Origin of the sequence: Streptomyces sp. NPDC050422, assembly GCF_044458665.1 — a bacterium.
Lineage (GTDB): Bacteria > Actinomycetota > Actinomycetes > Streptomycetales > Streptomycetaceae > Streptomyces.
The window spans coordinates 313,014-334,613 of sequence record NZ_JBITIE010000003.1 but is presented as its reverse complement, the minus strand read 5'-3'; the positions used below and the strand labels follow the sequence as shown (position 1 = coordinate 334,613).

The following is a 21,600-nucleotide window of genomic DNA, read 5'->3' as shown; positions in this document are numbered from 1 at the left end:
CGAGGTGACAACACGTAACGCCCCTACATGCCGCGAACCCAGGACCAGCCGCACATAAAGCCCACAACTCTCACAACCCTTCACCGAGCCCATTGCGCCAGAAGGCCGAAAGGGTGCGCACCGGGATCCACCCGGCACGTTCCGGAACCATGCAGTCCGGTTCGATTACCGACGGCGAAACGCGAGTGCGCGGCTGCCATTGTGGTGTAGATCACCCACCGCGGATCGGCTTTGGGCTCTGCGATTGCAGGGAGTCAGGCGCGGCAACCGCCCCCTGGATAAGACGACCTCAGCGGCCGAGACAGACCAGTCAGCGGATCAGGTCTCTGCCCGGGAGGCCCCCGCCCGGCACTCGCCCCTCCCGCGTCCAGCCCAGCAGCTCCTCCGCCGTCCACGTCGTGACGACGCGCTCCGCCGGGACCCCGCACTCCTCGGCGCGGGCGCAGCCGTAGGCCTCCCAGTCCAGCTGTCCGGGCGCGTGCGCGTCGGTGTCGACAGCGAACAGCGTGCCCGCGTCCACGGCTTGACGCAGCAGCCGGCGGGGCGGGTCCAGGCGCTCGGGTCGGCTGTTGATCTCGACCGCCGTGCCCGCCTCGGCGCACGCGGCGAAGACCTCGTCCGCGTCGAACTGCGACTCCGGGCGGCCCCGGCCGGTGACCAGGCGGCCGGTGCAGTGGCCGAGGACGTTCGCCTGGGGGTGCCGGACGGCGGCGAGCAGCCGGCGGGTCATCGGAGCGGGGTCCATCCGCAGCTTGGAGTGCACGGACACCACGACGAGGTCCAGCCGTTCCAGCAGCTCCTCCTCCTGGTCGAGGGAGCCGTCGAGGTGGATGTCGCACTCGATGCCGGTCAGCAGTCGGAACGGCGCCCAGCGCTCGTTGAGTTCGGCCACCTCGTCGAGCTGTTGCCGCAGCCGTTCGGGCGAGAGTCCATGGGCGACCGTCAGCCGGGGCGAGTGGTCGGTGAGCACCGCCCAGTCGTGGCCGAGCTCCGCCGCCGTACGGCCCATCTCCTCGATCGTGCTGCCGCCGTCCGACCAGTCGGAGTGCAGGTGGCAGTCGCCGCGCAGCAGGGCGAGCAGCCGTTCACCGCCCTCGGCGAGCGGGCCGCTCTCCTCGGTTTCGGTCTCCAGTCGCTCCAGATAGGCGGGGGTCTGCCCGGCGACCGCCTCGCGGATCACCTGGGCGGTGCGTGGACCGATGCCCTTGACCCGTTCCAGGGAGCCGTTCGTGACCCGCTCCACGGCCTCGCCGTCGGGCATCGCCGCCACCGTGCGGGCGGCCGTGCGGAAGGCCTGGACGCGGTACGTCTCGGCCCTGCCGCGCTCCAGCAGGAAGGCGATCCGCTCCAGGGCCCGGACCGGGTCCATCGGCACCTCCTGAGGGAAAGGGGCGGGCATCCCGTCCAGCTTGGCCCAGGCCCACCCCGCCCGCACACCGGCCGCGTCCCGCCGTACCCCTCAGCCGAAGGAGGACCGGGCCAGCCAGAAGTCCAGCAGCTCCGCGTCGCCCAGCACCTCGACCCGGTCGCTGTCCGGGGCCAGGCGGCGGTTGAAGACCAGCATCAGGTCGGTCAGCGGGCCCCGCAGGGCCACCGTCGCCTTCCCGTGTGCGCGGCGCCAGGTGAAGCCGTCCTCGCCGAACTCGATCAGCCACTCGGCGTCCGGCACGTCCGTGGCGTGCAGGTGGAGGGAGCGGTCTCCCCCGCGCAACTCCGCGGCCTCCGGGTCGCCCTCGGGCTGGGCCTGGGCGACGACGGGCCATCGCACAGCAAGCTTGAGGTCAAGCCGAACGATGCGCGACGCAGACCATTAGGCTGAAGGTTCAAGACCGAGCCTGCAACCCCTCTCCGACCGGAGGGGATGCAAGCCAGGATGCACTCCTTGCGCGGCCTCGCTCCCCCACTCTCCGCGCCTGCGGAGACTCCCCCGGAAGGCGACCACTCCTATGACGGCTTCAGACGCTGCTGACGCGCTCGCGCCGGGCGTGACCGATCCGTACAAGGTCAAGTTCGTGCGCCGGCTTCCTGGAGCGCTTGAAGAGCTGCACGGCCCCCGGCACGGCGTGGTCCAGCTCCCTCTGCACGTGGCGTGGTCGGGGCTCACCGCCTTCGACCTGGACCGGCCCCGCTCCCGGATGAGCCTGTACCGCACCGTCCTGGCCGAAGGACTCCGCGACGACCTGCGCCGCTACCTCGACCGTGACCTGCTCCTCGAGCTCTGGCCGATCTTGCGCAACCTGATCGGGCGGGCGGTGCGTGAGGCCTGGGAAGATTCCTTCCCCGAGCTGAACCCTGCGACGAGTGGGGCCGCGGCCGCGTGAGGAAACCCGACATGCCGGAGCTCCACGCCCGGCTCCTGGAGGAGGTCCTCACCCTCGGCTCGCCTTACCCCCTCGTCCTGACCGGCGGCTACGCAGTCCAGGCCCACCAGCTGACTGCCCGCCCGAGCCAGGACCTCGATGTCGCCACCCAAAGCCCCGCCCCTATGGACGACATCGCCCGCACCCTCGGCGACAAACTCACCGCGCGCGGCTGGGACGTGGAACTCCTGGAAACCGCCCCGCTCTCCGCCCGGTTCCTGGTCACCGAACCTGCCTCCGGTCAGACCTGCGAGGTCGACATCCTCAAGGAGGTCTTCTGGCACCCTGTCGTACCCACCTCCTACGGGCCTGTCCTCTCCGAGCAGGACGTCGTCGGCACCAAGGTGCGCGCCATCGCCGAACGCGGTGCCCCACGCGATCTCATCGACGTCTACGCGGCCTCCCACCGCTGGACCACCGCCGACCTGGAACAGTTCGGCCGCCGCCACGCCCGCCCCGGCGGTCTCTTCGGTGAAGCAGAACTCCAGGCCCGCCTGGAGGGCGCTGACTGGTTCGAGGACGAAGCCTTCACCGCCTACGGGCTCGACGCCCCAGCCATCGCCGGCCTCCGCGCCTGGGCCGCAGCCTGGGCCGACGACCTCGCCGTCCGTGCGGCCTCAGCCGGCGACGACGGTGCCCACTCGGCCCCCGCGCAGCACGACCCGTACGACGACTTCGACCCGGACGAGTACGGCCGCTGAGGCGACCGGATCGCTCTGACCGCAGCTACTGCGTTGTTCGAGCAGGCGTTCACCGCCAACGGTCAGCCGAAGGAGGACCGGGCCAGCCAGAAGTCCAGCAGCTCCGCGTCGCCCAGCACCTCGACCCGGTCGCTGTCCGGGGCCAGGCGGCGGTTGAAGACCAGCATCAGGTCGGTCAGCGGGCCCCGCACGGCCACGGTCGCCTTCCCGTGTGCGCGGCGCCAGGTGAAGCCGTCCTCACCGAACTCGATCAGCCACTCGGCGTCCGGCACGTCCGTGGCGTGCAGGTGGAGGGAGCGGTCTCCCCCGCGCAGCTCCGCCGCCTCGGGGTCGCCCTCGGACTGGGCGAAGGCGACGATCTCCAGCCACTCGTCGATCGTGTCGGCGGCCAGGTCGGGCGCCATCGCGTACGGCACCTTCGCGGCCAGCGCCGCGTCCGCCAGGTGGACGACCGTCTCGATCGTCATCCGCCGCGCCCAGAAGGCCGCGCTCCGGTCCGGGCCGTACCAGGACCAGACCTCCGTCTCCGGACCCGCTTCCCGCAGCGCCCCGGCGGTCCCGGCCGCCCCGTCCGCCAGCCAGGCGTCGAGCACGGCGGGGTCATCCCCGTCGGGCGTGAATGCCGGCACCTGTTCGTCCGGGAGCGCCTCGGTGGCCCGGGTGCGGACGATCTCGCCGGCCCAGCGGTGGGCGCCGCCGACGTGGACGGCGAGGTCGCGCAGCGTCCACTCCGGACAGGTCGGGACACTCGCGTCGAGGTCCGCACCCCTGATCGCCGACCTCAACTCGCCGGTCAGCCGGACGATCTCGTCGCAGTAGCGCTCATGCGCCTGAAGATCCATGCCCGCACCCTATGGCGGCGACAGCCCCGCTCACATGCGATTACTGGCCGAGCTGCGAGGTGGACGGCACCTTGTCCTTCACCTCGGCGCCCGCGCTCTTCCCGGCGTCCTTGATGTTGTTGATGACGCTCTCGAACGCACCGACGTCCCCGTCGCCCGCCTCGCCCTTGCGGAGCTTGGTGGCCATGCCCTTGAGCGACTCGATGCCCGCGGTCAGCGGGGCGACGGCCTTCGACAGCAGCGGGTCGCCCTTGGCGTTGTCGGAGGCGGCCTTGAGCCGGTTGTAGGCGAAGCCGCCCGCCAGTCCGGCCTTGACGAGTGCGAAGGTCCGGCCGTCCGCGCCCTTCTTGAACTTCCCGGCGCGGTACGGCTTGACGATCCACTGGTACGTCGCGCCCGCCGCGAGCCCCGCGTTGGCGACGAACCGTGTCTTGGCGAACTTCTGCGCCTGGGCCGACGACGTACCGGTGGGCGAGGCCGAGTTGCTCGCGCTGCTGCTACTACTGCCGTCGCCGCCGCTGCACGCGGTGGTGCCCACCAGTACGGAGCAGGACAGCAGCAGCGCCACGAACAGTCGGCGGAGCGGTACGGAACGGGGCACGGCGGGCCTCCCTGACCAGGGACATCACGGTGGGTGCCGGGTCCCGGCACTCCCCCGCAAGGCTGGTCGCGGCCGGTCCGTGCCGCCACCCGGGGACGCCGTCCGGGTTTCGTCCGGCCGAAACGGGCAAAGGTTTCGCCCGGCCGAAACGGGCAACCCGGATTCCATGTCCTACAGCAGAGGCAAGGGAAGCAGCACCGCAGCACGTGTCATAGCCGTGGTGGCCGACATCATGGCTTTCATCATCGGCCTGTGGATCCTGATGTACCTGCTCGACGCCAACCGGGGCAACGACCTGGTGGACTTCGTGCAGCACAGCGCCCGGTGGCTCGCCGGCTGGTCGTACGACCTGTTCACGTTCGACGCCGCGTGGGCCAGGGTCGTCGCCGGATACGGACTCGCCGCCGTCGTGTACCTGTTCGTCGGTCACGCGGTCGCCGGCCGCATCCGGCACTGAGCACGCCGAAGGATCAGCGCCTCAGCCGCAGCAGTCCGGCTCCAGCCCCTTCGGCAGCCTTTCCCCGCTGAAGACCGCGGTGGTCGCCTCGTCCCCCCCGAGCGCGGCCACCGCCAGCAGCAGGGAGCCCGCCGTCCAGGCGGTGTGCTCCTCGGGCCAGAACGCCCGGTTGCCCTCGAAGACGTACCCCGTCCAGTACATCCCGCCCTCGGCCCGCAGGTGCTGGATCGACTGGAGGATCTCCAGGGCCCGGTCGGACTCGCCCATCACCCAGAGGGCCAGGGCCAGTTCGCAGCTCTCGCCGCCGGTCACCCACGGGTTGGGCAGCACACAGCGCACGCCGAGGTCCGGGACTACGAAGCGCTCCCAGCCCTCGTCGATCCGCTGCTGGGCCGCCTGCCCGCTGATCGCGCCGCCGAGGACCGGGTAGTACCAGTCCATCGAGTACTGGCTCTTGTCGAGGAACCGCTCCGGGTGGCTGCGGATCGCGTGGCCCAGCGCCCCGGTCGCCAGCTCCCAGTCGGGCTGCGGCTCCTCGCGGCTCTCGGCGAGGGCGAGCGCGCAGCGCAGGGCCTGGTGGATGGAGGAGGATCCGGTCAGCAGCGCGTCCGTCACCGGGGTGCCGTCGGCCTCCCGCTTCCAGCCGATCTGCCCGCCGGGCTGCTGGAGCTTCAGGACGAACTCGACTGCGGCGAAGACCGTCGGCCACATCCGGTCGACGAACGCGTCGTCGCCGGTGGCGAGGTAGTGGTGCCAGACACCGACGGCCACGTAGGCGCAGAAGTTGGTCTCCAGGCCGCGGTCGGTCGGCTGCTTCGGATCGCCGTCGTGGTAGGCCGCGTACCAGGAGCCGTCCTCGTTCTGGTTACGGGCGAGCCACTCGTACGCGCGTTCCGCGGCGGCGTGCTCACCGGCGGCGTCCAGGGCCATGGCGGCCTCGGTGTGGTCCCACGGGTCGAGGTGGTGGCCGCGGAACCACGGGATCGCGCCGTCCTCGCACTGCACGGCGAGTACCGCGGCGACGGTCTCGACGGCCTCCCCGGCGGTGAGTACTCCGGGCAGGACGAGGTGTTCGGTCCGCTCGGGAAGACTCACGCCCCGGCCTCGGCCGTCACGGTGGCGGGCAGGTGCGGCTTGGTCGCGTAGGCCACGAAGCTCTTGCCGACGACCGGGTTGAGCAGCTGCTCGGCGACCCGGGTGACCGCCGGCTTCTTCATGATGTCCCAGACGAGCAGCTTGTGGTACGCCCGAACCGGCAGCGCCTTGTCGTTGTCGACGCCGAAGGCGCACTTGAGCCACCAGTAGGGCGAGTGCAGGGCGTGTGCGTGATGGCTGCCGTAGGGCTTGAGGCCGGCGCCGCGGATCTTGCCCAGCAGCTCGTCGGCCTTGTAGATGCGGATGTGGCCGCCCTCGACCTCGTGGTACGCGTCGGAGAGCGTCCAGCAGACCTTCTCGGGGCCGTAACGCGGCACGGTGATCGCGATCCGGCCGCCGGGCTTCAGGACCCGGACCATCTCGGCGAGCACGCCCTTGTCGTCCGGGATGTGCTCCATGACCTCGGAGATGATCACGACGTCGAAGGACGCGTCGGGGAACGGCAGGTTGAGCGCGTCGCCCTCCATCGCGGTGGCGGTGGCGCCCTCGGGCGCCTCCCCGGCCTCCTTCATCGCGGCGAACCACTTCGCGACCTCACGGATCTCCTCGCCGTTCTGGTCGAGCGCCACGACCTGGGCGCCGCGCCGGTAGCACTCGAAGGCGTGGCGTCCGGCGCCGCAGCCCAGGTCGAGCACTCGGTCGCCTGCGGCGAGCGGGAAGCGGGTGAAGTCCACGGTCAGCACGAATGCCTGCTTTCGCGGTCGAGGGGTCGGAGGGGGAGGGTGCGGGTGGGAGGCGGTGTCACCGTCGGCCGCCGGGGCCGGTGGCGGCGCGGGCCGCGATCGCCTCCCGGTAGAGCGCGGCGGTGCCGATCGCCGCCTGCTTCCAGGTGAACCGGGCGAGGACCCGTTCGCGGCCTGCAGCCCCGAGCCGCGCGCGCAGCTCCGGGTCGCCGAGGAGCCGGCCGAGCGCGTCGGCCAGGGCCCCGGCGTCGGCGGGCGGGACCGCCAGACAGGTTTCGCCGTCCGGGCCCGCGACCTCCGGGATCGCGCCGCCGGTGGTGGCGACGAGCGGGGTGCCGGTGGCCATGGCCTCGGCGGCGGGCAGCGAGAAGCCCTCGTACAGCGAGGGGACGCAGGCGATCTGGGCGCCGCGCACCAGGTCGACGAGCTCGGTGTCGCTGATGCCCTTGACGAACTCGACGGCGTCCCCGAGCCCGTGCCGTTCGATGGCCTGGGCGACGGGTCCGTCCTCGGCGCGGCGGCCGACGACCACGAGGTGCGCGGCGGGGTTGTCGGTACGGAGCTTGGCCAGTGCCTCGACGAGGTGGACGAGGCCCTTGAGCGGGACGTCGGCGCTGGAGGTGGTGACGATCCGGCCCGGCACCTCGGCGACGGCTTCGTCGGGCGACCAGAGGTCGGTGTCGGCGCCGATGTGCACGACACGGACGCGGTCGGGGCGCACGCCCAGGTGGTCGACGATCTCCTGCTTGGAGGAGCCGGAGACGGTGAGCACGGACGGCAGCTTGCGCGCGACCCGCTTCTGCATGCGGGTGAAGGCGTACCAGCGGCGTACGGAGGCGCGGCGGCGGCGGGTCGGGGCGGCGTCCAGGTCGAGCTTCCGGTCCACGGTGATGGGGTGGTGGATCGTGGTGACGAGCGGGGCGCCGAGGTCGGCGAGGAGCCCGTAGCCGAGTGTCTGGTTGTCGTGGATGACGTCGAACTCGCCGCGCCGGGCCGCGAGATGGCGTCGGGCGCGGAGGCTGAAGGTGAGCGGTTCGGGAAAGCCGCCGGTCCACATGGTGGCGACTTCGGCGGCGTCGATCCAGTCCCGGTACTCGCCCGGCTTCGGGGTGCGGAACGGGTCGGGCTGCCGGTACAGGTCGAGGCTCGGCAGCTCGGTGAGGGGGACGCCCTCGTCGAGCACGGGATAGGGCTGGGCGCCGATCACCTCGACGCTGTGGCCGAGGCGGGCGAGCTCACGGGCGAGGTGGCGTACGTAGACGCCCTGGCCACCGCAGAAGGGGTTGCCCTTGTACGTGAGGAGAGCGATGCGCAGGGGCCGGTCACCGGCGCCCGTGTCCGACGTGGTGACGCCCGCACGGGGGCCCGACTCTATGGCCTCAGCGGTCACACTCGGCCCCCTTCTCACTGCGTGTTCGCCGGAGCGTAACCGCTCGCGCTAATCTAGAACAAGTTACAGACCGACCGGCAAACGGAGGGCGGCGTCGCTGGGCTCCATTTGCCGGTCGGTCTCAGACTTGATCGTTCGATGAGCTACGAATCTACCGGCAGGTAGCAACGGTGCAACGGCCGGATCAGGTGATTCGCGCCACGACACACACCCTGGCATGCTGTGCGCCGCCGGACCGGCCGCCGCAGCCTCGCGGCCTCGGAGAGCAGCCTCGGGATGGGACACATGACAGCGGAAGCCAGACCGGCATCGCCGCCCCTGACAGAACGCCAGGAGGCCCGCCGCCGCCGCATCCTGCACGCCAGCGCCCAGCTCGCCAGCAGGGGCGGTTTCGAGGCCGTCCAGATGCGCGAGGTGGCGGAGGCCGCAGGGGTGGCCCTCGGCACCCTGTACCGCTACTTCCCGTCCAAGGTCCATCTGCTGGTCGCGACCATGCAGGACCAGCTCCAGCACATGCACGGAACGCTCCGCAAACGGCCCCCGGCCGGGGACGACCCGGCGGAGCGGGTCGCGGACACCCTGATGCGGGCCTTCCGCGCGATGCAGCGCGAACCGCACCTGGCGGACGCGATGGTGCGCGCGCTGACCTTCGCCGACCGCAGCGTGAGCCCCGAGGTGGACACGGTCTCGCGGCTCACGACGGCGATCATCCTGGACGCGATGGGGCTCGACCACCCGACCCCCGAGCAGCTCTCGGCCGTCCGGGTCATCGAGCACACCTGGCACTCGGCACTGATCACCTGGCTGTCCGGCCGGGCCTCGATCGCGCAGGTGAAGATAGACATCGAGACGGTCTGCCGGCTGATCGACCTGACCTCGCAGGATCCGGCCCCCTGACTTCTGCGGGACCCTGCCCATGTGCGGCGCCCACACGCCTCCCGGGTCAGGTGGGGTTCCCTGCACCATATCGACGACGGCACGGTCTTCATACGGTTCGGCGACATCACAGGAACACGCCGAGGAGCCGGTCACCATGCGTCGCAGAGCCAGCAGAGCCCGCAGATCCCGAACTGACCTCCGTACCGTCGCCGTACTGGCCGCCGCCGGTCTGCTGCTGACCGGCTGCACCGCCGCCGGGAAGGCGGGTGAATCCGGCTCCGGCGGGTCCGGGAAGTCCGCCGGGGACGCGCCCGTGAAGGTCGGCCTGGTGTACTCCCGGACCGGCCTGCTCGCGGACTACGGCAAGCAGTACCGCGACGGTTTCATGGCGGGCCTGGACTACGCGACGAAGGGCACCGGCAAGGTCGCGGGCCACCGCATCGAGGTCACCGAGCAGGACGACGCGGGCGACCCCGGCAAGGCCGTCGCCGCCGCGAAGAACCTGATCGGCAAGGGCTACAAGGTGCTGGCCGGCACCACCGACTCCGGCGTCGCCCTCCAGATGGCGCCCCTCGCCGCACAGAACAAGGTGCTGTACGTCAGCGGCCCGGCTGCCACCGACGCGGTGACCGGCATCAACGACTACACGTTCCGCTCGGGCCGCCAGTCCTACCAGGACATCCTGACGGCGGGCGCGATGCTCGGCGACGCCAAGGGCAAGAAGGTCACGGTCCTCGCCCAGGACTCCACCTTCGGCCAGGCCAACGTCGCCGCCGTGAAGGCGGTGCTCGGCGCGAAGGGCGCGAAGGTGGGCTCCGTGCTGGCACCGCCCAGCGCGACGGACCTGACGCCGTTCGCCCGGCAGGTCAAGGCCGGCGGGCCCGATCTGGTCTTCGTCGCCTGGGCCGGGTCCACCGCCCCGGCCCTGTGGACCGCACTGGACCAGCAGGGCGTGCTGGGCGCGGGCAAGGTCGTCACCGGCCTCGCCGGGACCGCCTCGTACCCGGTCTTCGGGGCGGCCGGGTCCAAGGTGTCGTTCCTGGCGCACTACTTCCCGGGCGCGGGCGGCGGCAACGCCGTGGAGAAGGCGATGCTCGACGCGGTGACGAAGGCCGGCGGCACGCCCGACCTGTTCACCCCGGACGGCTTCACCGCCGCACAGATGATCGTCCACGCCGTCGCCGAGGGCAGCGCCACCGACCCGGCCGCGATGGTGAAGGCGCTGGAGGGCTGGACCTTCGACGGGGCCAAGGGCAGGCAGCAGGTCCGGGCCGAGGACCACGCGCTGGTGCAGCCGATGTTCGTGGCCCGGCTGACCGGCAAGGGCGCGGCCGTGAAGCCCGAACTGCTGGACACCGAGGCGATGGACACCGTGGCACCCCCCGTGAAGCCCTCGGCGGGCTGAACCGTGACCGCACCCCGCACCCTCGGGCACCGGAACGGCAGCCCGGCGGACCTGGCGTCCCCCGTGCTCCGGCTGGACACGATCGGCTGGAGCATCGGCGGCGCGACCATCGTGCAGGACATCTCCCTGAGCGTCCGCGAGGGCGAGTTCCTCGCCTTCATCGGCCCCAACGGGGCGGGCAAGACGTCCCTGTTCAACCTGATCAGCGGGCTGACGCTGCCCACCACAGGCACGATCGCGCTGGACGGCGCGGACATCACGGACCGGCCGGCGCACGTCCGGGCACGGCGCGGTGTGGGCCGGACGTTCCAGACGTCCAGCCTCTGGCCCGCGATGACGGTGGCCGACCACGTACGGCTCGCAGCGCAGGCCGCCCGGGGCGGCTCGTACCGCCTGTGGCGGCGCGCCGACCCGTTCACGGCCGAGGTGACCGGCGTCCTGGAGCGCACCGGTCTCGGCCACCGGGCCCGGGCCACGGCCGCCGAGCTGTCGCACGGCGAGAAGCGGAAGCTGGAGCTCGCCGTGCTGCTGGTGGGCGAGCCCCGGCTGATGCTGCTCGACGAGCCGATGGCCGGAGTGAGTGCCGAGGAGGTCCCGGCGCTGACCGAACTGATCCGCACCCTGCACCGGGAGGAGGGCCGCACCGTCCTCATGGTCGAACACCACATGGACGTCCTGCTGGGCCTCGCGGACCGGCTCGCCGTGATGCACCACGGCCGGCTGCTCGCCCTGGACACGCCCGACGCGGTGACCGCCGATCCGACCGTGCAGCAGGCCTACCTCGGGGAGGGGCTGTGACGACGGAGCAACACCTGCTGGACGTACGGGACCTGCGGGTCCTGATCGGCGGCCGCCACATCCTGCACGGCGTCGACCTGGACGTCGCCGGCCACGGCGTGACCGCACTGCTCGGCCGCAACGGCGCCGGGAAGACGACGACCGTACGGGGCGTCCTCGGCCTCGTCCCGCGCACCGGCAGCGTCCGCCTCGACGGCGAGGAGACCGTGGCACTGCCCACGCACGCCCTGGTCCGGCGCGGCATCGGCTACGCCCCCGAGGACCGCGGCGTCTTCGCCGGACTGACGGTCGCGGAGAACCTGCGGCTTGCCGAGCGGCGCGGGGCGGGCGAGCCCGCCTACGCGCTGGTCCATGAACTCTTCCCCGAACTCAAGCAGCGGGCCAGGCAGTTCGCCGGCACGCTGTCCGGCGGTCAGCAGCAGATGGTCGCCATCGGCCGCACCCTGCTCAACACCAACCGACTGATCATCGCGGACGAACCCACCAAGGGCCTGGCACCCAAAGTGGTCACCGAGGTGGCGCAGGTGCTGGAGCGGGCCGCCGAGGCGGTGCCGGTGCTGCTCGTGGAGCAGAACCTCGCCGTCGTACGGCGCCTCGCCGCGCACTGCGTGGTGCTGGCCGACGGCCGCACCGCACACCGGGGCCCGGCGGCCGAACTGCTCGGCGACGCCGAGGCGGCCCGCAGGCTGCTCGGCGTGGGCCACGGCCCGGTCACCGAAGAACCTTCCGTGAAGGCGGATTCCTGATGTCCACCCTCGTCCTGCTCACCCTGACCGGACTCGGTCTGGGAGCCCTCTACTTCCTCATCGCGTCCGGACTCTCGCTGATCTTCGGCCTGATGGACGTCCTCAACTTCGCGCACGGGGCGCTGCTGTCCATCGGTGCGTACGGCACCTGGTGGGCGGCGTCCGGGAATCTGCCCGGCGCGGGCCCCGGCGGCGCCGGCTTCGTCCTCGCGGTCCTGTTCGGTACGGCGGTGGGCACCGCGGCCGCCGTACTCCTCGAACTCGCCGTCGTCCGCCCGCTCTACACCCGGCCGCGCGAGCAGGTGCTCGCCACGGTCGGGGTGGGTCTCGCCGTCCCCGCGCTGCTGTCGGGCATCTGGGGCTCGGACGCCCGGACCTTCCCAGGGCCCGAAGCACTGTCCGGCACCTTCGGGCTGCTGGGCGCGCAGGTCCCCGTCAACCGCCTCGTCCTGATCGCGGCGGCCGTCGTGGTCCTCGTGGCACTGCGGCTCTTCCTGGGCCGGACCCGGCACGGCCTCGTCGTACGGGCGGGCGTCGAGGACCGGGCGATGGTCACCGCGCTCGGCGTCGACGTCCGCAAGGCGTTCACGCTCGTCTTCGCGATCGGGGGCTCGGCGGCGGCACTCGGCGGGGCGCTCGGCGGGCTGTACTTCGGCTCGGTCGACCCCCGCCAGGGCACCTCGCTGCTGATCTTCGCGTTCGTCGTCGTGGTCACCGGCGGCATGGGATCGGTGACCGGCGCCGCCGTGGCGTCCGTCGTCATCGGCCTGGTCCAGCAGTTCGCCAACTACTACACCGCGGCGGGCCTCGGCGATCTGGCGGTCGTCGTCCTGCTCGCCGCACTGCTGCTGATCCGCCCGCGCGGACTGACGGGGAGGCTCGCGTGAGCACCGCCACCGAGACACACGACCACACCGAAGGCCCGGTGGCCCCGATACGGACGGCCGGCCCGCCCCGGCTGCTGCGCTGGTGGCCGGCCGCGGTCCTGCTGCTCCTGGCCGTCGCCCCGTTCAGCGCCGTGCCGGTGCCGGGGCTGCTGGACGGGCCGCTCGGCAGCGCGGGCAGCCTCCAGCTCCTCGCCACCTGCCTGCTGTTCGGAGCCCTCGCCACGGGCTACGACCTGCTGCTGGGGCGCACCGGACTGCTCTCGTTCGGCCACGCGCTCTACTTCGCGTCGGGCAGTTACGCCACCAACACGTTCCTGCTGGAGGCGGGGCTGCCCTTCGCCCTCGCCGCGGTCCTCGGTCTGCTCTTCGGGATCGCGCTGGCCCTGGTCCTGGGGTCGGTGAGCCTGCGCGTCACCGGCATCGGCTTCTCCATGGTGACCCTCGCCTTCGCCCAGGCGGGCTCGATCCTCGTGTCCCGCAACCCCGGCGGCGTCACCGGCGGCGAGGAGGGCCGGGCGGCCCCGGCCGACCTGCTCCCCTCCTGGCTCGTCGGCATCGACAACACCGCGAACCTCTACTGGATCGCGCTCGCCTACCTCGTCCTCACCCTGGCCGTCGTCGCGTGGGCGGTCCGCTCCCCCACCGGGCGTGTCTGGGAGGGCATCAAGGAGAACGAGCGCCGGGTGGAGGTGCTGGGGCTGAAACCGTACGGATTCAAGCTGACGGCCTTCGTCGTCGCGGGCGCGCTCGCCGCGCTCGGCGGCATCGTCCATCTGCTCCTGACCGGTGGTTCCACGCCCCAGACCACCACGTCCGACTTCACGCTGTCGCTGCTGGTGATGGTGGTGCTGGGCGGCTCGGGCACCCGTTGGGGACCGATGGCCGGCGGCATCCTCTACACGTGGGCGGACCACCGGCTCGGCGACCTGGCCGGTTCGGGCGCGGTCGCCGACCTGCCCGCAGTGCTCCGCGTCCCGCTCTCCCAGCCGCTGTTCCTGCTGGGCGTGCTGTTCGTGGCCGTGGTACATCTGCTGCCGGGCGGCCTGGCCCGGCTGCCGTCCAGGCTGAGGGCTGCCACGTACCGGAAGGAGACCGGAGACCAGTGATTCCGTACGAGGAGATCAACGTCCCTGTGAACGGGGGCCGGTTGGCCGCGCTGCGCTGGCCGGCCACCGATCCGGACGCGCCGACGGTCGTGGCGCTGCACGGCATCACGGCCAACGCGCTGTCCTGGGGCCCGGTGGCCCGGCTGCTGGCCGGACGCGTCACGCTGATCGCCCCGGATCTGCGGGGCAGGGCGGGGAGTTCGGCCCTCCCCGGCCCGTACGGCATCGCCGCGCACACAGACGACATCGCCGCTCTGACCGAGGCCCTGGGCCTGGACCGGGTGGTGCTGGCGGGCCACTCGATGGGCGCGTTCGTGGCGGCGCTGGCCGCGGTGCGGCACCCGGACCGCTTCGGCCCGCTGCTGCTCGTCGACGGCGGCATCGGCTTCCCCGCGCCCACGCACCTGACACCCGACGAGCTGCTGACGGCGGTGATCGGCCCGGCGATGGACCGCCTGTCGATGACCTTCACGGACCGGGCCGCCTACCGCACGTTCTGGCAGGCGCATCCGGCGTTCGCGGGCGCGTGGTCGGACGAGGTGGACGCGTACATCCAGCGCGACCTGACGGGCGAGGAGCCCGCCCTGCACTCGACCTGCCGGATCGAGGCGGTCCGCACGGACGGTGTCGGCCTGTTCGGCGAGGAGGTGCTGACGGCCGTACGGAAGCTGCCCGTCGAGGCGACGCTGCTGTGGGCGGCGCGCGGTCTGATGGACGAGGAGCAGGGGCTGTACGACGAGAGCCGGCTGGCGGCGGCGGACCTGGGCGGAACCCGGGTGGAGCCGGTGGCGGTGAAGGACGTGAACCACTACACGGTGCTCACGGGCGAGCGGGGCGGGCGGGAGATCGCCGACCGGCTGGTGGCGCTCGCACAGGCCTGAAGGGTGGGCCCGGCCGGGCCCACCCCTCCCCGTCAGCCGGCCGTGCAGCCGCTGTCCGCGATCACGAAGTAGCCCGCGGGGGACTCCTTCAGGGTGTGGGTGACGAAGACGTTGTACAGGCCCATGTTCTGGTCGGAGCCGTTGGCGTACACGTACCCGCCGGACATGTGCGCCCTGCCGGCCGTCACGTGCGCGTAGTTGGTGGCGGTGGAGCACTTCGCCGGGGCGCTGCCGCCGCTGGTGGTCGCCGTGACCTGGGCCGAGGCGGTGCCGGCGGTGCCCGCCGCGTCGACCGCCGTCACGGTGTACCGGTAGGCGGTCCCGGCGGTGAGTCCGGTGTCCGTGTACGTGGTGGCGGTGGGTGAGGCGATCTGCGTGCCGTTGCGGTGGACGGCGTACGAGGCCGCGCCCTCGACCGCGTTCCAGGTGAGGGAGGCCGTGGTGTCCGTGGTGCCGGTGCCCCTCACGCCCGAGGGCGCGGGGAGTTGGCCGTCGCCGCCACCGGGGGTGCCGCCGTCCAGGCCCCAGAAGACGCCCGTGTAGTACGTCGAGCAGATCGTGTTCAGGAAGTACGCGGCCGTCGTCCCGCACTGCTGGTCGCCCGTCCCGGGGCTGACGGGCAGGCCGTGGCCCATGCCGGAGACGGAGTACGTCTCCACGGCCGGGCTGCCGGAGGCGTCGTCGTACACGCTGCGGGTGGTGTTGCCGGGCAGGGTGTCGGTGGACGACGGGGTCTGGCCGATGCCCCAGACGTCCGTCCACTGGTCGCGCAGGGCCGTGGCGTTGGCCGGGTACACCGTGTAGTCCGAGGCGCCCTGCCAGATCGCGACGCGGGGCCAGGGGCCGGTGTATCCCGGATGGGCCGCGCGGACCTTGTCGCCCCACTGCGCGGGGCTGAGCTTCTGCGGGCCCGTCTGGCAGCCCGAGGCGGCCGCCTGACTCGTCGCGCACTGGGCGGGCAGCCCGGAGGCGATGGAGCCGCCCGCGAACACGTCCGGGTAGGCGGCCAGCAGGTCCGCGGTCATGCCGCCGCCCGCCGAGAGGCCGGTGACGTACACCCGGCGGCCGTCGGAACCGTAAGCCTGCTTCGCGTACTCGACCATCTGCACGACGGACGCGGCCTCGCCCTTGCCCCGGGTGTCCTCGGCCGGGTCGAACCAGCCGAAGCAGGAGAGGGAGTTGTTCGCGGACGTGGTCTGCGGGAAGACCACGGAGAAGCCCCACTTGTCGGCGAACTTCGGCCAGCCGGAGTTGGTGTAGTACGCGGAGGCCGTCTGGGTGCAGCCGTGCAGGGCGACGACCAGGGGCGCGTTCGCGGGGAGGCCGGCGGGTGTGTAGGCGTACATCTGCAGATTGCCGGGGTTGGAGCCGAAGCCGGTGACCTGCTGGAGACCGCCGGCAGCGGCGGCGGCCGGCTGTACGGCGGCGGTGGTGCTCAGCGTCGCCGCGAGCAGGCCGAGGACGGCCGTGGACGCGACGCGGCGGAACAGGCGTCTCAGGATCGGTGGGCGCACGGGTGCCTCCCTGGTCGGTACGTGCGGGGGGATCGGGTTGCTGCCGGAACCTATGAGCGGCGCACCGTCACGCCCATGTGCCAGGCGGACACCTGCGGGGGCGAGGAGTGTGCGGCCGGTCCCTTGTGCGGTTCCGGGGCCCCTCGGCGGGGCGGCCCCGCGCCGGGCGGCACCACATGCGCCGCCACCATGCGGGGGCGGGAGGATGTGTGCACCGGCGCCATGTGACACGGGCCTCCGCGTACCTACGGTGACGGCCATGGAGACTTCCCGCAGACCGGATCACGAGCCCGCCACCCCGCCCCCCGGCGGATCACCGCAGGCACCCGCAGAACCGCTCCTGGCCGGGCGCACCGCGCTGGTGACCGGTGCGGCGAGCGGCATCGGGCGGGCCTGTGCGCAGGCGCTGGCGGCGGCGGGTGCGCACGTGCATGTGGTGGACCGGTCGGGCGAGGCCGCAAAAAGTCTGGCGGAGGAGCTCGCCGGGACGGCCTGGGTGGTGGATCTGTCCGACCCGGCGGTCGTCGACACCCTGCCGGCCGAGGTGGACGTCGTGGTCAACAACGCGGGGCTCCAGCACGTCGCGCCCGTCCACGAGTTCCCGCCGGAGCGCTTCGCCCTGATCCAGCGCGTCATGGTGGAGACCCCGTTCCGCATCTTGCGCCGGACCCTCCCGGGCATGTACGAACGCGGCTGGGGGCGCGTGGTCAACATCTCGTCGGTGCACGGGCTGCGCGCGAGTCCCTACAAGTCGGCCTATGTGACGGCCAAGCACGCACTGGAGGGGCTGAGCAAGGTGGTCGCGCTGGAAGCGGCGGAGCACGGGGTGACGAGCAACTGCGTCAGCCCCGGTTACGTACGCACGCCCCTGGTCGAGAACCAGATCGCCGACCAGGCGCGGACGCACGGCATCTCCGAGGCGGACGTGGTGGGGCGGGTGATGCTGGAGCGCAGCGCGATCAAGCGGCTGATCGAACCGGCGGACGTCGCCGAGGCGGTCCTGTGGCTGTGCGGCCCGCGCACCGGCCACATCACGGGTACCTCGCTCTCCATGGACGGCGGCTGGACCGCCAACTGACCGACCGACCTCCTACGAACGCTGGACGCCATGCCTGAACCGCTCCCCTCCGCCGCGCCCCACCTCCGGCACCTGTTCGACCTGCTGGCCGACGACGCGCCCGCCGAGGCGCTCGGGGCGGTCTCCTCCGAGGCGCGGGGGGACGGTGTGCCCGCCGAGGAGCTCGCCGAGGTGGAGCGGGCCACGGCGACCGCGCTGCGGATCAGGGGCGCCCTGCGTCAGCACCGGCGCCGCGAGCTCCAGCTCACCGCGCTGTTCGACACGGCGGGCGACCTGGCGGCCTCCCGCGATCTGGACGCCGTGCTGAAGGCGATCGTGCGCCGGGCCAGGATGCTGCTGGGCACGGACACCGCCTACCTCACGCTTCCGGACGAGGAGGCGGGCGACACCTACATGCGGGTGACCGACGGGTCCGTGTCGGTCGTGTTCCAGCGGCTGCGCCTGGAACTCGGCGAGGGACTCGGCGGCCTGGTGGCGCAGACCGCGAGTCCGTACGCGACGCCCGACTACCCCGCCGACGAGCGCTTCCACCACACCCGCAACATCAACGCCGGGGTCCTGGACGAGGGCCTGATCGCCATCCTGGGCGTTCCCCTGCTGCTGGGCTCCAGCCGCGGCGGTACGGGGAAGGTGATCGGCGTCCTGTTCGCGGCCGACCGCGCGCCCCGGGTCTTCAGCCCCGACGAGGTGGCGCTGCTCTGTTCGCTGGCCGCGCACGCGGCGATCGCCATCGACACGGCCCGCGCGCTCGCCGACACGACCGCGGCCCTCGCCGAACTCGCGGAGGCCAACGCGGAACTGGCCGAGGCCAATGCCTCCGTTCGGGCGCACTCGGCGGCCATGCGGCGGGCCGAGGAGTCCCACGACCGGCTGACGGACCTGGTGCTGCGCGGCCGGGACGTCAAGGACGTCGCGGCGGCCGTCGCCGGGCTGCTGGACTCCCCGCTGACCATTCACGACCCGGGCGGCCGCCCCCTGGCCGCGGTGCGCCCGGACGGTACGGACTTCGCCGCCGACAGCATGGACGCCGGCTGGCTGGCGGAGGCCGCCGAGGAGTCCCGTACGGGGGCGCGTGCCGTGCACCGCGACGGGCGGGTGGTCTGCGCGGTGCTGGCCGGGCAGGAGCTGCTGGCCGGCCTGGTGCTGCACCGAGGGCGGCCGCTGGACGACTCCGACCGGCGGCTGTTCGAGCGGTCGGCGGTGGTGACCGGGCTGCTCCTGCTGCTGCGCCGCACGGTGGCCGAGACGGAGAACCGGATACGGGGTGAGCTGATCGCCGACCTGCTGACGGACACCGGCCGCGACCCGGCGGGGCTGGCCGAGCGGGGGCGTCGCCTGGGCATCGACCTGGACCGCCCGCATCTGCTGCTGGTGGCGGAGGCCGGGGCGCGGGAGCGGCTGGCCCCGGCCGCCATGCGCTATCTGTTCGGCGGCGGCATCCACGGGGTGAGCGCCGAACACGCGGGCACGGTGGTGCTGTTGATCGAGGACGACGGCACGGCCGCGGGCCGCGCGGCCCGTTCGGCGGCGGCCCAGCTGAGCCAGCTGGCACAGTCCCCCGTCACGGTGGCCGCCGCCGGGCCCGCCCGGGGCCCCCGGCAGCTGGCCGGGGCGTACGGCGAGGCGGCGCGCTGTCTGCGGGCGATGCGGGTGCTGGGGCGTACGGGCGAGGGTGCGTGCGTGGAGGAACTCGGCTTCCTGGGCGTGGTCCTGGGCAACGCGCAGGACGTCGACGGCTTCGTGACGGCGGCGCTGGGGCCGTTGCTGGAGTACGACGCGCAGCGCGGCACGCATCTGGTGCGAACGCTGAGCGCGTACTTCGGTGCGGGCGGCAGCCTGATCCGGGCCAAGGACGAGCTGCACGTGCACGTGAACACGGTGGTGCAGCGCCTCGACCGGATCCAGGTGCTGCTGGGCCGGGACTGGAACGAGCCGGACCGTGCGTTGGAGCTGCAACTGGCGCTGCGGCTCCACCTGTTGTCGGGTTCCGGGCCTGCGACAGGCCGCTGAGGGCGATCCGCGCGGCGGTTGCTGCGCCGCTCAGACCGGCCCGAGACGCTGGTCGCCCCGCCCGCCTGACGCGGCGCGGGGCGCGGGGCGCGGGGCGGGGCGGGGCGGGGCGGGGGCGCGGGGCGCGGCGCGGGGCGCGGCGCGGGGCGCGGCGCGGGGCGCGGGGCGCGGCGCGGGGCGGGAGTCCCGCCACCCCCGCCCGTCACTCCTCATTCCTCACTCCTCATTCCTCCGGCGGGAACACCACCTCTCCCGAGTCGGCCAGCGCGACCGTGATGGCCTCGACCGGGCATCCCTCGGCGGCGGCGAGGACGCGTTCGTTGGCGTCGGTCTCCGGGTCGACGGGGTGGGACTGCCGGGCGGAGTCCAGCCGGAAGCCGTCCGGCGCGTGGTTCACGCACATGCCCGACCCGATGCAGACGCCCCGGTCGACCTCGACGCTCCAGCGGTCCCCCATCAGGCCTCGCCCCCGTACCCGGCGGGCAGGTGGATCATCTTGTGCTCGAAGTACTCCCCGTACCCCTCGGGCCCGAACTCGCGGCCCAGGCCGGAGTTCTTGTAGCCGCCGAACGGGCCGAGCATGTCGAGGCTGAAGGTGTTCACGCTGTAGGTGCCGGTCCTGACCCGGCGGGCGATGTCGATGCCGCGCTCGGTGTCGGCGGTCCAGACGCTGCCGCTGAGGCCGTACTCGGAGTCGTTGGCGATCTTCACGGCCTCGTCCTCGTCGCCGTACGGCAGCAGGCAGATGACCGGGCCGAAGATCTCCTCGCGGGCGACACGCATGGAGTTGTCGACGTCGCCGAAGAGCGTCGGCTCAACGTACCAGCCGCGCGCCTGCGATGCCGGACGGCCGCCCCCGGTCAGGACCTTCGCGCCCTCCTCCTGACCGATCCGGATGTAGTCGAGGGAGCGCTGCTGCTGGCGCTGCGCGACGAGCGGTCCGAGCTCGGTGGCGGGGTCGAGCGGGTCGCCGATCTTGAGAGCACCGGCGGCGGCGGCGAAGGCCTCGGCGGTCTCCTCGTACCGGGAACGCGGCACGAGGATGCGGGTCTGGGCCACGCAGGCCTGCCCGTTGATCATCCAGGCGAAGGGCACGATGCCGGCGACGGCCGCGTTCAGGTCGGCGTCGGGGAGGATCACGGCGGCGGACTTCCCGCCGAGTTCCAGGGTGACGCGGGTGAGGTTGCGCGAGGCGACCTCCATGACGCGCCGGCCGGCGGCGACGGACCCGGTGAAGGAGACCTTGTCGACGCCCGGGTGCCCGACGAGGTACTCGCTCACCTCACGGTCGGCGGGCAGGATCGACAGCACGCCCTCGGGCAGTCCGGCCTCGGTGACGATCTCGGCCAGGATGTAGGCGTCGAGCGGCGATTCGGGCGATACCTTGAGGACCGCCGAGCACCCGGCGAGCAGCGCGGGCGCGAGCTTCGCGGCGGCGGTGAACTGGGGCACGTTCCAGGGCACGACGGCCGCGACGACCCCGACCGGCTCCCGCCGCACGAGCAGCGGCCCGAGGGCCCCGTCCCGGCGTTCCTCGTACGGGAAGGTGCGGGCGACGGTGATCGCCGCGTCCCACACCATCATCGCGGCGAGGGCCTGCACCATGACGCTGGAGGTGTACGGGGTGCCGTTCTCCGAGCTGATGACCCGGGCGATCTCCTCGTACCGTACGGCGAACGCGTCCTTGATCCGCGTGACGACGGCGATGCGCTCGTCCAGCGACATCCGTGGCCAGGGCCCGTGGTCGAACGCCTGGCGGGCGGCGGCGACGGCCCGGTCCACGTCCCCCTCGGCGGCGTGCGGCACACGGCCGATGACCTGCTCGGTGTGCGGGGAGATGACCTCGATGACATCCCGCCCGAGCGGATCGAGCAACTCCCCGCCGATGAACAGTTTTCCGTGTTCGACAAGCTCGCTCATGGCTGCTGCCTCCCGCGACGCGGCACGTGACCCGACCGACTGAGCGATCCGGTATCCGACTGATATCTGACTCTGTGTCAGAACTGATACCAGTTCCAGTTCCAGGAGTCCACGGCTGGGGCAACGCCGGTCGCACGGGCCTCCCACCCGGAGCGGATCAGATGGTCGACCGGGGCTACCACTGGAA

The 21,600-nt window shown here is 72.5% G+C and carries 21 protein-coding genes and 1 pseudogene; 12 read left to right on the top strand and 10 right to left on the bottom strand.

From position 1 onward, the window contains the following. Nucleotides 1-310: 310 nt before the first annotated feature. Nucleotides 311-1,369: a PHP domain-containing protein gene (locus ACIBJG_RS06120; protein WP_399304532.1), complete on the bottom strand. Its 1,059-nt coding sequence runs from the start codon at nt 1,367-1,369 to the stop codon at nt 311-313. A 90-nt stretch (nt 1,370-1,459) separates the two neighbouring features. Then, nucleotides 1,460-1,744: pseudogene (locus tag ACIBJG_RS06115) on the bottom strand (hypothetical protein); the annotation flags it as partial. A gap of 202 nt (nt 1,745-1,946) precedes the next feature. Here ACIBJG_RS06115 and ACIBJG_RS06110 point away from each other — a divergent pair. Together ACIBJG_RS06110 and ACIBJG_RS06105 are read left to right on the top strand one after the other, a co-directional pair. Further along, nucleotides 1,947-2,321 carry a hypothetical protein gene (locus ACIBJG_RS06110; protein ID WP_399304394.1) on the top strand — a complete coding sequence of 125 codons (375 nt, stop codon included), beginning with the start codon at nt 1,947-1,949 and terminating at the stop codon, nt 2,319-2,321. 11 nt (nt 2,322-2,332) lie between these two features. Further along, nucleotides 2,333-3,061, top strand: a complete 729-nt coding sequence (locus ACIBJG_RS06105) for a nucleotidyl transferase AbiEii/AbiGii toxin family protein (RefSeq protein WP_399304392.1) — start codon at nt 2,333-2,335, stop codon at nt 3,059-3,061. Between the two features lie 62 nt (nt 3,062-3,123). Here the strand turns inward: ACIBJG_RS06105 and ACIBJG_RS06100 are convergent, their stop codons facing one another. Together ACIBJG_RS06100 and ACIBJG_RS06095 are read right to left on the bottom strand one after the other, a co-directional pair. Next, nucleotides 3,124-3,903, bottom strand: a complete 780-nt coding sequence (locus tag ACIBJG_RS06100) for a maleylpyruvate isomerase family mycothiol-dependent enzyme (RefSeq protein WP_399304390.1) — start codon at nt 3,901-3,903, stop codon at nt 3,124-3,126. A gap of 40 nt (nt 3,904-3,943) precedes the next feature. Continuing rightward, nucleotides 3,944-4,504, bottom strand: coding sequence for a hypothetical protein (locus ACIBJG_RS06095; RefSeq protein ID WP_399304388.1), 561 nt, complete (start codon nt 4,502-4,504; stop codon nt 3,944-3,946). A gap of 166 nt (nt 4,505-4,670) precedes the next feature. On the opposite strand from ACIBJG_RS06095, the gene ACIBJG_RS06090 reads away from it, so the two are divergent. Continuing rightward, entirely contained in the window at nt 4,671-4,961 is a 291-nt protein-coding gene (locus tag ACIBJG_RS06090; RefSeq protein WP_399304386.1) for a hypothetical protein, read from the top strand. Between the two features lie 21 nt (nt 4,962-4,982). Here ACIBJG_RS06090 and ACIBJG_RS06085 read toward each other — a convergent pair whose 3' ends face one another. Genes ACIBJG_RS06085 through ACIBJG_RS06075 form a run of 3 tightly spaced genes read right to left on the bottom strand, consistent with a single transcriptional unit; the run spans nt 4,983 to nt 8,189 of the window. Next, nucleotides 4,983-6,056, bottom strand: coding sequence for a prenyltransferase (locus ACIBJG_RS06085; RefSeq protein WP_399304384.1), 1,074 nt, complete (start codon nt 6,054-6,056; stop codon nt 4,983-4,985). Beyond that, a complete protein-coding gene (locus tag ACIBJG_RS06080) occupies nt 6,053-6,799 on the bottom strand; it encodes a class I SAM-dependent methyltransferase (RefSeq protein ID WP_399304382.1) in 747 nt (248 codons plus the stop codon). The genes ACIBJG_RS06085 and ACIBJG_RS06080 overlap by 4 nt, the downstream gene beginning before the upstream one ends. A gap of 58 nt (nt 6,800-6,857) precedes the next feature. Continuing rightward, nucleotides 6,858-8,189, bottom strand: a complete 1,332-nt coding sequence (locus tag ACIBJG_RS06075) for a glycosyltransferase family 4 protein (RefSeq protein WP_399304380.1) — start codon at nt 8,187-8,189, stop codon at nt 6,858-6,860. A gap of 285 nt (nt 8,190-8,474) precedes the next feature. On the opposite strand from ACIBJG_RS06075, the gene ACIBJG_RS06070 reads away from it, so the two are divergent. From ACIBJG_RS06070 to ACIBJG_RS06040, 7 genes are all read left to right on the top strand, one after another. Next, nucleotides 8,475-9,086, top strand: a complete 612-nt coding sequence (locus ACIBJG_RS06070) for a TetR family transcriptional regulator (RefSeq protein ID WP_399304378.1) — start codon at nt 8,475-8,477, stop codon at nt 9,084-9,086. 136 nt (nt 9,087-9,222) lie between these two features. Then, nucleotides 9,223-10,473 carry a substrate-binding domain-containing protein gene (locus ACIBJG_RS06065; protein ID WP_399304376.1) on the top strand — a complete coding sequence of 417 codons (1,251 nt, stop codon included), beginning with the start codon at nt 9,223-9,225 and terminating at the stop codon, nt 10,471-10,473. Between the two features lie 3 nt (nt 10,474-10,476). After that, nucleotides 10,477-11,271, top strand: a complete 795-nt coding sequence (locus ACIBJG_RS06060; RefSeq protein ID WP_399304374.1) for an ABC transporter ATP-binding protein — start codon at nt 10,477-10,479, stop codon at nt 11,269-11,271. Next, nucleotides 11,268-12,017 carry an ABC transporter ATP-binding protein gene (locus ACIBJG_RS06055; RefSeq protein WP_399304372.1) on the top strand — a complete coding sequence of 250 codons (750 nt, stop codon included), beginning with the start codon at nt 11,268-11,270 and terminating at the stop codon, nt 12,015-12,017. Before ACIBJG_RS06060 ends, ACIBJG_RS06055 begins: the two co-directional genes overlap by 4 nt. Then, a complete protein-coding gene (locus ACIBJG_RS06050) occupies nt 12,017-12,904 on the top strand; it encodes a branched-chain amino acid ABC transporter permease (protein WP_399304370.1) in 888 nt (295 codons plus the stop codon). The genes ACIBJG_RS06055 and ACIBJG_RS06050 overlap by 1 nt, the downstream gene beginning before the upstream one ends. Next, nucleotides 12,901-14,010 carry a branched-chain amino acid ABC transporter permease gene (locus tag ACIBJG_RS06045; RefSeq protein WP_399304368.1) on the top strand — a complete coding sequence of 370 codons (1,110 nt, stop codon included), beginning with the start codon at nt 12,901-12,903 and terminating at the stop codon, nt 14,008-14,010. The genes ACIBJG_RS06050 and ACIBJG_RS06045 overlap by 4 nt, the downstream gene beginning before the upstream one ends. Next, the gene (locus tag ACIBJG_RS06040; protein ID WP_399304366.1) at nt 14,007-14,891 is read left to right on the top strand and encodes an alpha/beta fold hydrolase; all 885 of its coding nucleotides are present in this window, start codon (nt 14,007-14,009) and stop codon (nt 14,889-14,891) included. The genes ACIBJG_RS06045 and ACIBJG_RS06040 overlap by 4 nt, the downstream gene beginning before the upstream one ends. A gap of 32 nt (nt 14,892-14,923) precedes the next feature. Here the strand turns inward: ACIBJG_RS06040 and ACIBJG_RS06035 are convergent, their stop codons facing one another. Continuing rightward, nucleotides 14,924-16,405 carry a PHB depolymerase family esterase gene (locus tag ACIBJG_RS06035; RefSeq protein WP_399304365.1) on the bottom strand — a complete coding sequence of 494 codons (1,482 nt, stop codon included), beginning with the start codon at nt 16,403-16,405 and terminating at the stop codon, nt 14,924-14,926. Nucleotides 16,406-16,664: 259 nt separating this feature from the next. Here ACIBJG_RS06035 and ACIBJG_RS06030 point away from each other — a divergent pair, with 259 nt between their 5' ends. Together ACIBJG_RS06030 and ACIBJG_RS06025 are read left to right on the top strand one after the other, a co-directional pair. Continuing rightward, nucleotides 16,665-17,483: a 3-hydroxybutyrate dehydrogenase gene (locus ACIBJG_RS06030; RefSeq protein WP_399304363.1), complete on the top strand. Its 819-nt coding sequence runs from the start codon at nt 16,665-16,667 to the stop codon at nt 17,481-17,483. A 30-nt stretch (nt 17,484-17,513) separates the two neighbouring features. Then, a complete protein-coding gene (locus ACIBJG_RS06025; protein ID WP_399304361.1) occupies nt 17,514-19,493 on the top strand; it encodes a helix-turn-helix domain-containing protein in 1,980 nt (659 codons plus the stop codon). A gap of 223 nt (nt 19,494-19,716) precedes the next feature. Here the strand turns inward: ACIBJG_RS06025 and ACIBJG_RS06020 are convergent, their stop codons facing one another. Together ACIBJG_RS06020 and ACIBJG_RS06015 are read right to left on the bottom strand one after the other, a co-directional pair. Continuing rightward, a complete protein-coding gene (locus tag ACIBJG_RS06020; RefSeq protein WP_362958791.1) occupies nt 19,717-19,950 on the bottom strand; it encodes a ferredoxin in 234 nt (77 codons plus the stop codon). Next, a complete protein-coding gene (locus ACIBJG_RS06015; RefSeq protein ID WP_399304359.1) occupies nt 19,950-21,413 on the bottom strand; it encodes an aldehyde dehydrogenase in 1,464 nt (487 codons plus the stop codon). The genes ACIBJG_RS06020 and ACIBJG_RS06015 overlap by 1 nt, the downstream gene beginning before the upstream one ends. Nucleotides 21,414-21,600 lie beyond the last annotated feature (187 nt).

What these genes read in the sequence shown, in the direction of transcription:
- ACIBJG_RS06120 (WP_399304532.1), bottom strand. Translation starts at nt 1,369, where the DNA reads ATGGACCCGGTCCGGGCCCTGGAGCGGATCGCCTTCCTGCTGGAGCGC.
- ACIBJG_RS06110 (WP_399304394.1), top strand. Translation starts at nt 1,947, where the DNA reads ATGACGGCTTCAGACGCTGCTGACGCGCTCGCGCCGGGCGTGACCGAT.
- ACIBJG_RS06105 (WP_399304392.1), top strand. Translation starts at nt 2,333, where the DNA reads ATGCCGGAGCTCCACGCCCGGCTCCTGGAGGAGGTCCTCACCCTCGGC.
- ACIBJG_RS06100 (WP_399304390.1), bottom strand. Translation starts at nt 3,903, where the DNA reads ATGGATCTTCAGGCGCATGAGCGCTACTGCGACGAGATCGTCCGGCTG.
- ACIBJG_RS06090 (WP_399304386.1), top strand. Translation starts at nt 4,671, where the DNA reads ATGTCCTACAGCAGAGGCAAGGGAAGCAGCACCGCAGCACGTGTCATA.
- ACIBJG_RS06070 (WP_399304378.1), top strand. Translation starts at nt 8,475, where the DNA reads ATGACAGCGGAAGCCAGACCGGCATCGCCGCCCCTGACAGAACGCCAG.
- ACIBJG_RS06065 (WP_399304376.1), top strand. Translation starts at nt 9,223, where the DNA reads ATGCGTCGCAGAGCCAGCAGAGCCCGCAGATCCCGAACTGACCTCCGT.
- ACIBJG_RS06050 (WP_399304370.1), top strand. Translation starts at nt 12,017, where the DNA reads ATGTCCACCCTCGTCCTGCTCACCCTGACCGGACTCGGTCTGGGAGCC.
- ACIBJG_RS06030 (WP_399304363.1), top strand. Translation starts at nt 16,665, where the DNA reads ATGGAGACTTCCCGCAGACCGGATCACGAGCCCGCCACCCCGCCCCCC.
- ACIBJG_RS06025 (WP_399304361.1), top strand. Translation starts at nt 17,514, where the DNA reads ATGCCTGAACCGCTCCCCTCCGCCGCGCCCCACCTCCGGCACCTGTTC.
- ACIBJG_RS06020 (WP_362958791.1), bottom strand. Translation starts at nt 19,950, where the DNA reads ATGGGGGACCGCTGGAGCGTCGAGGTCGACCGGGGCGTCTGCATCGGG.
- ACIBJG_RS06015 (WP_399304359.1), bottom strand. Translation starts at nt 21,413, where the DNA reads ATGAGCGAGCTTGTCGAACACGGAAAACTGTTCATCGGCGGGGAGTTG.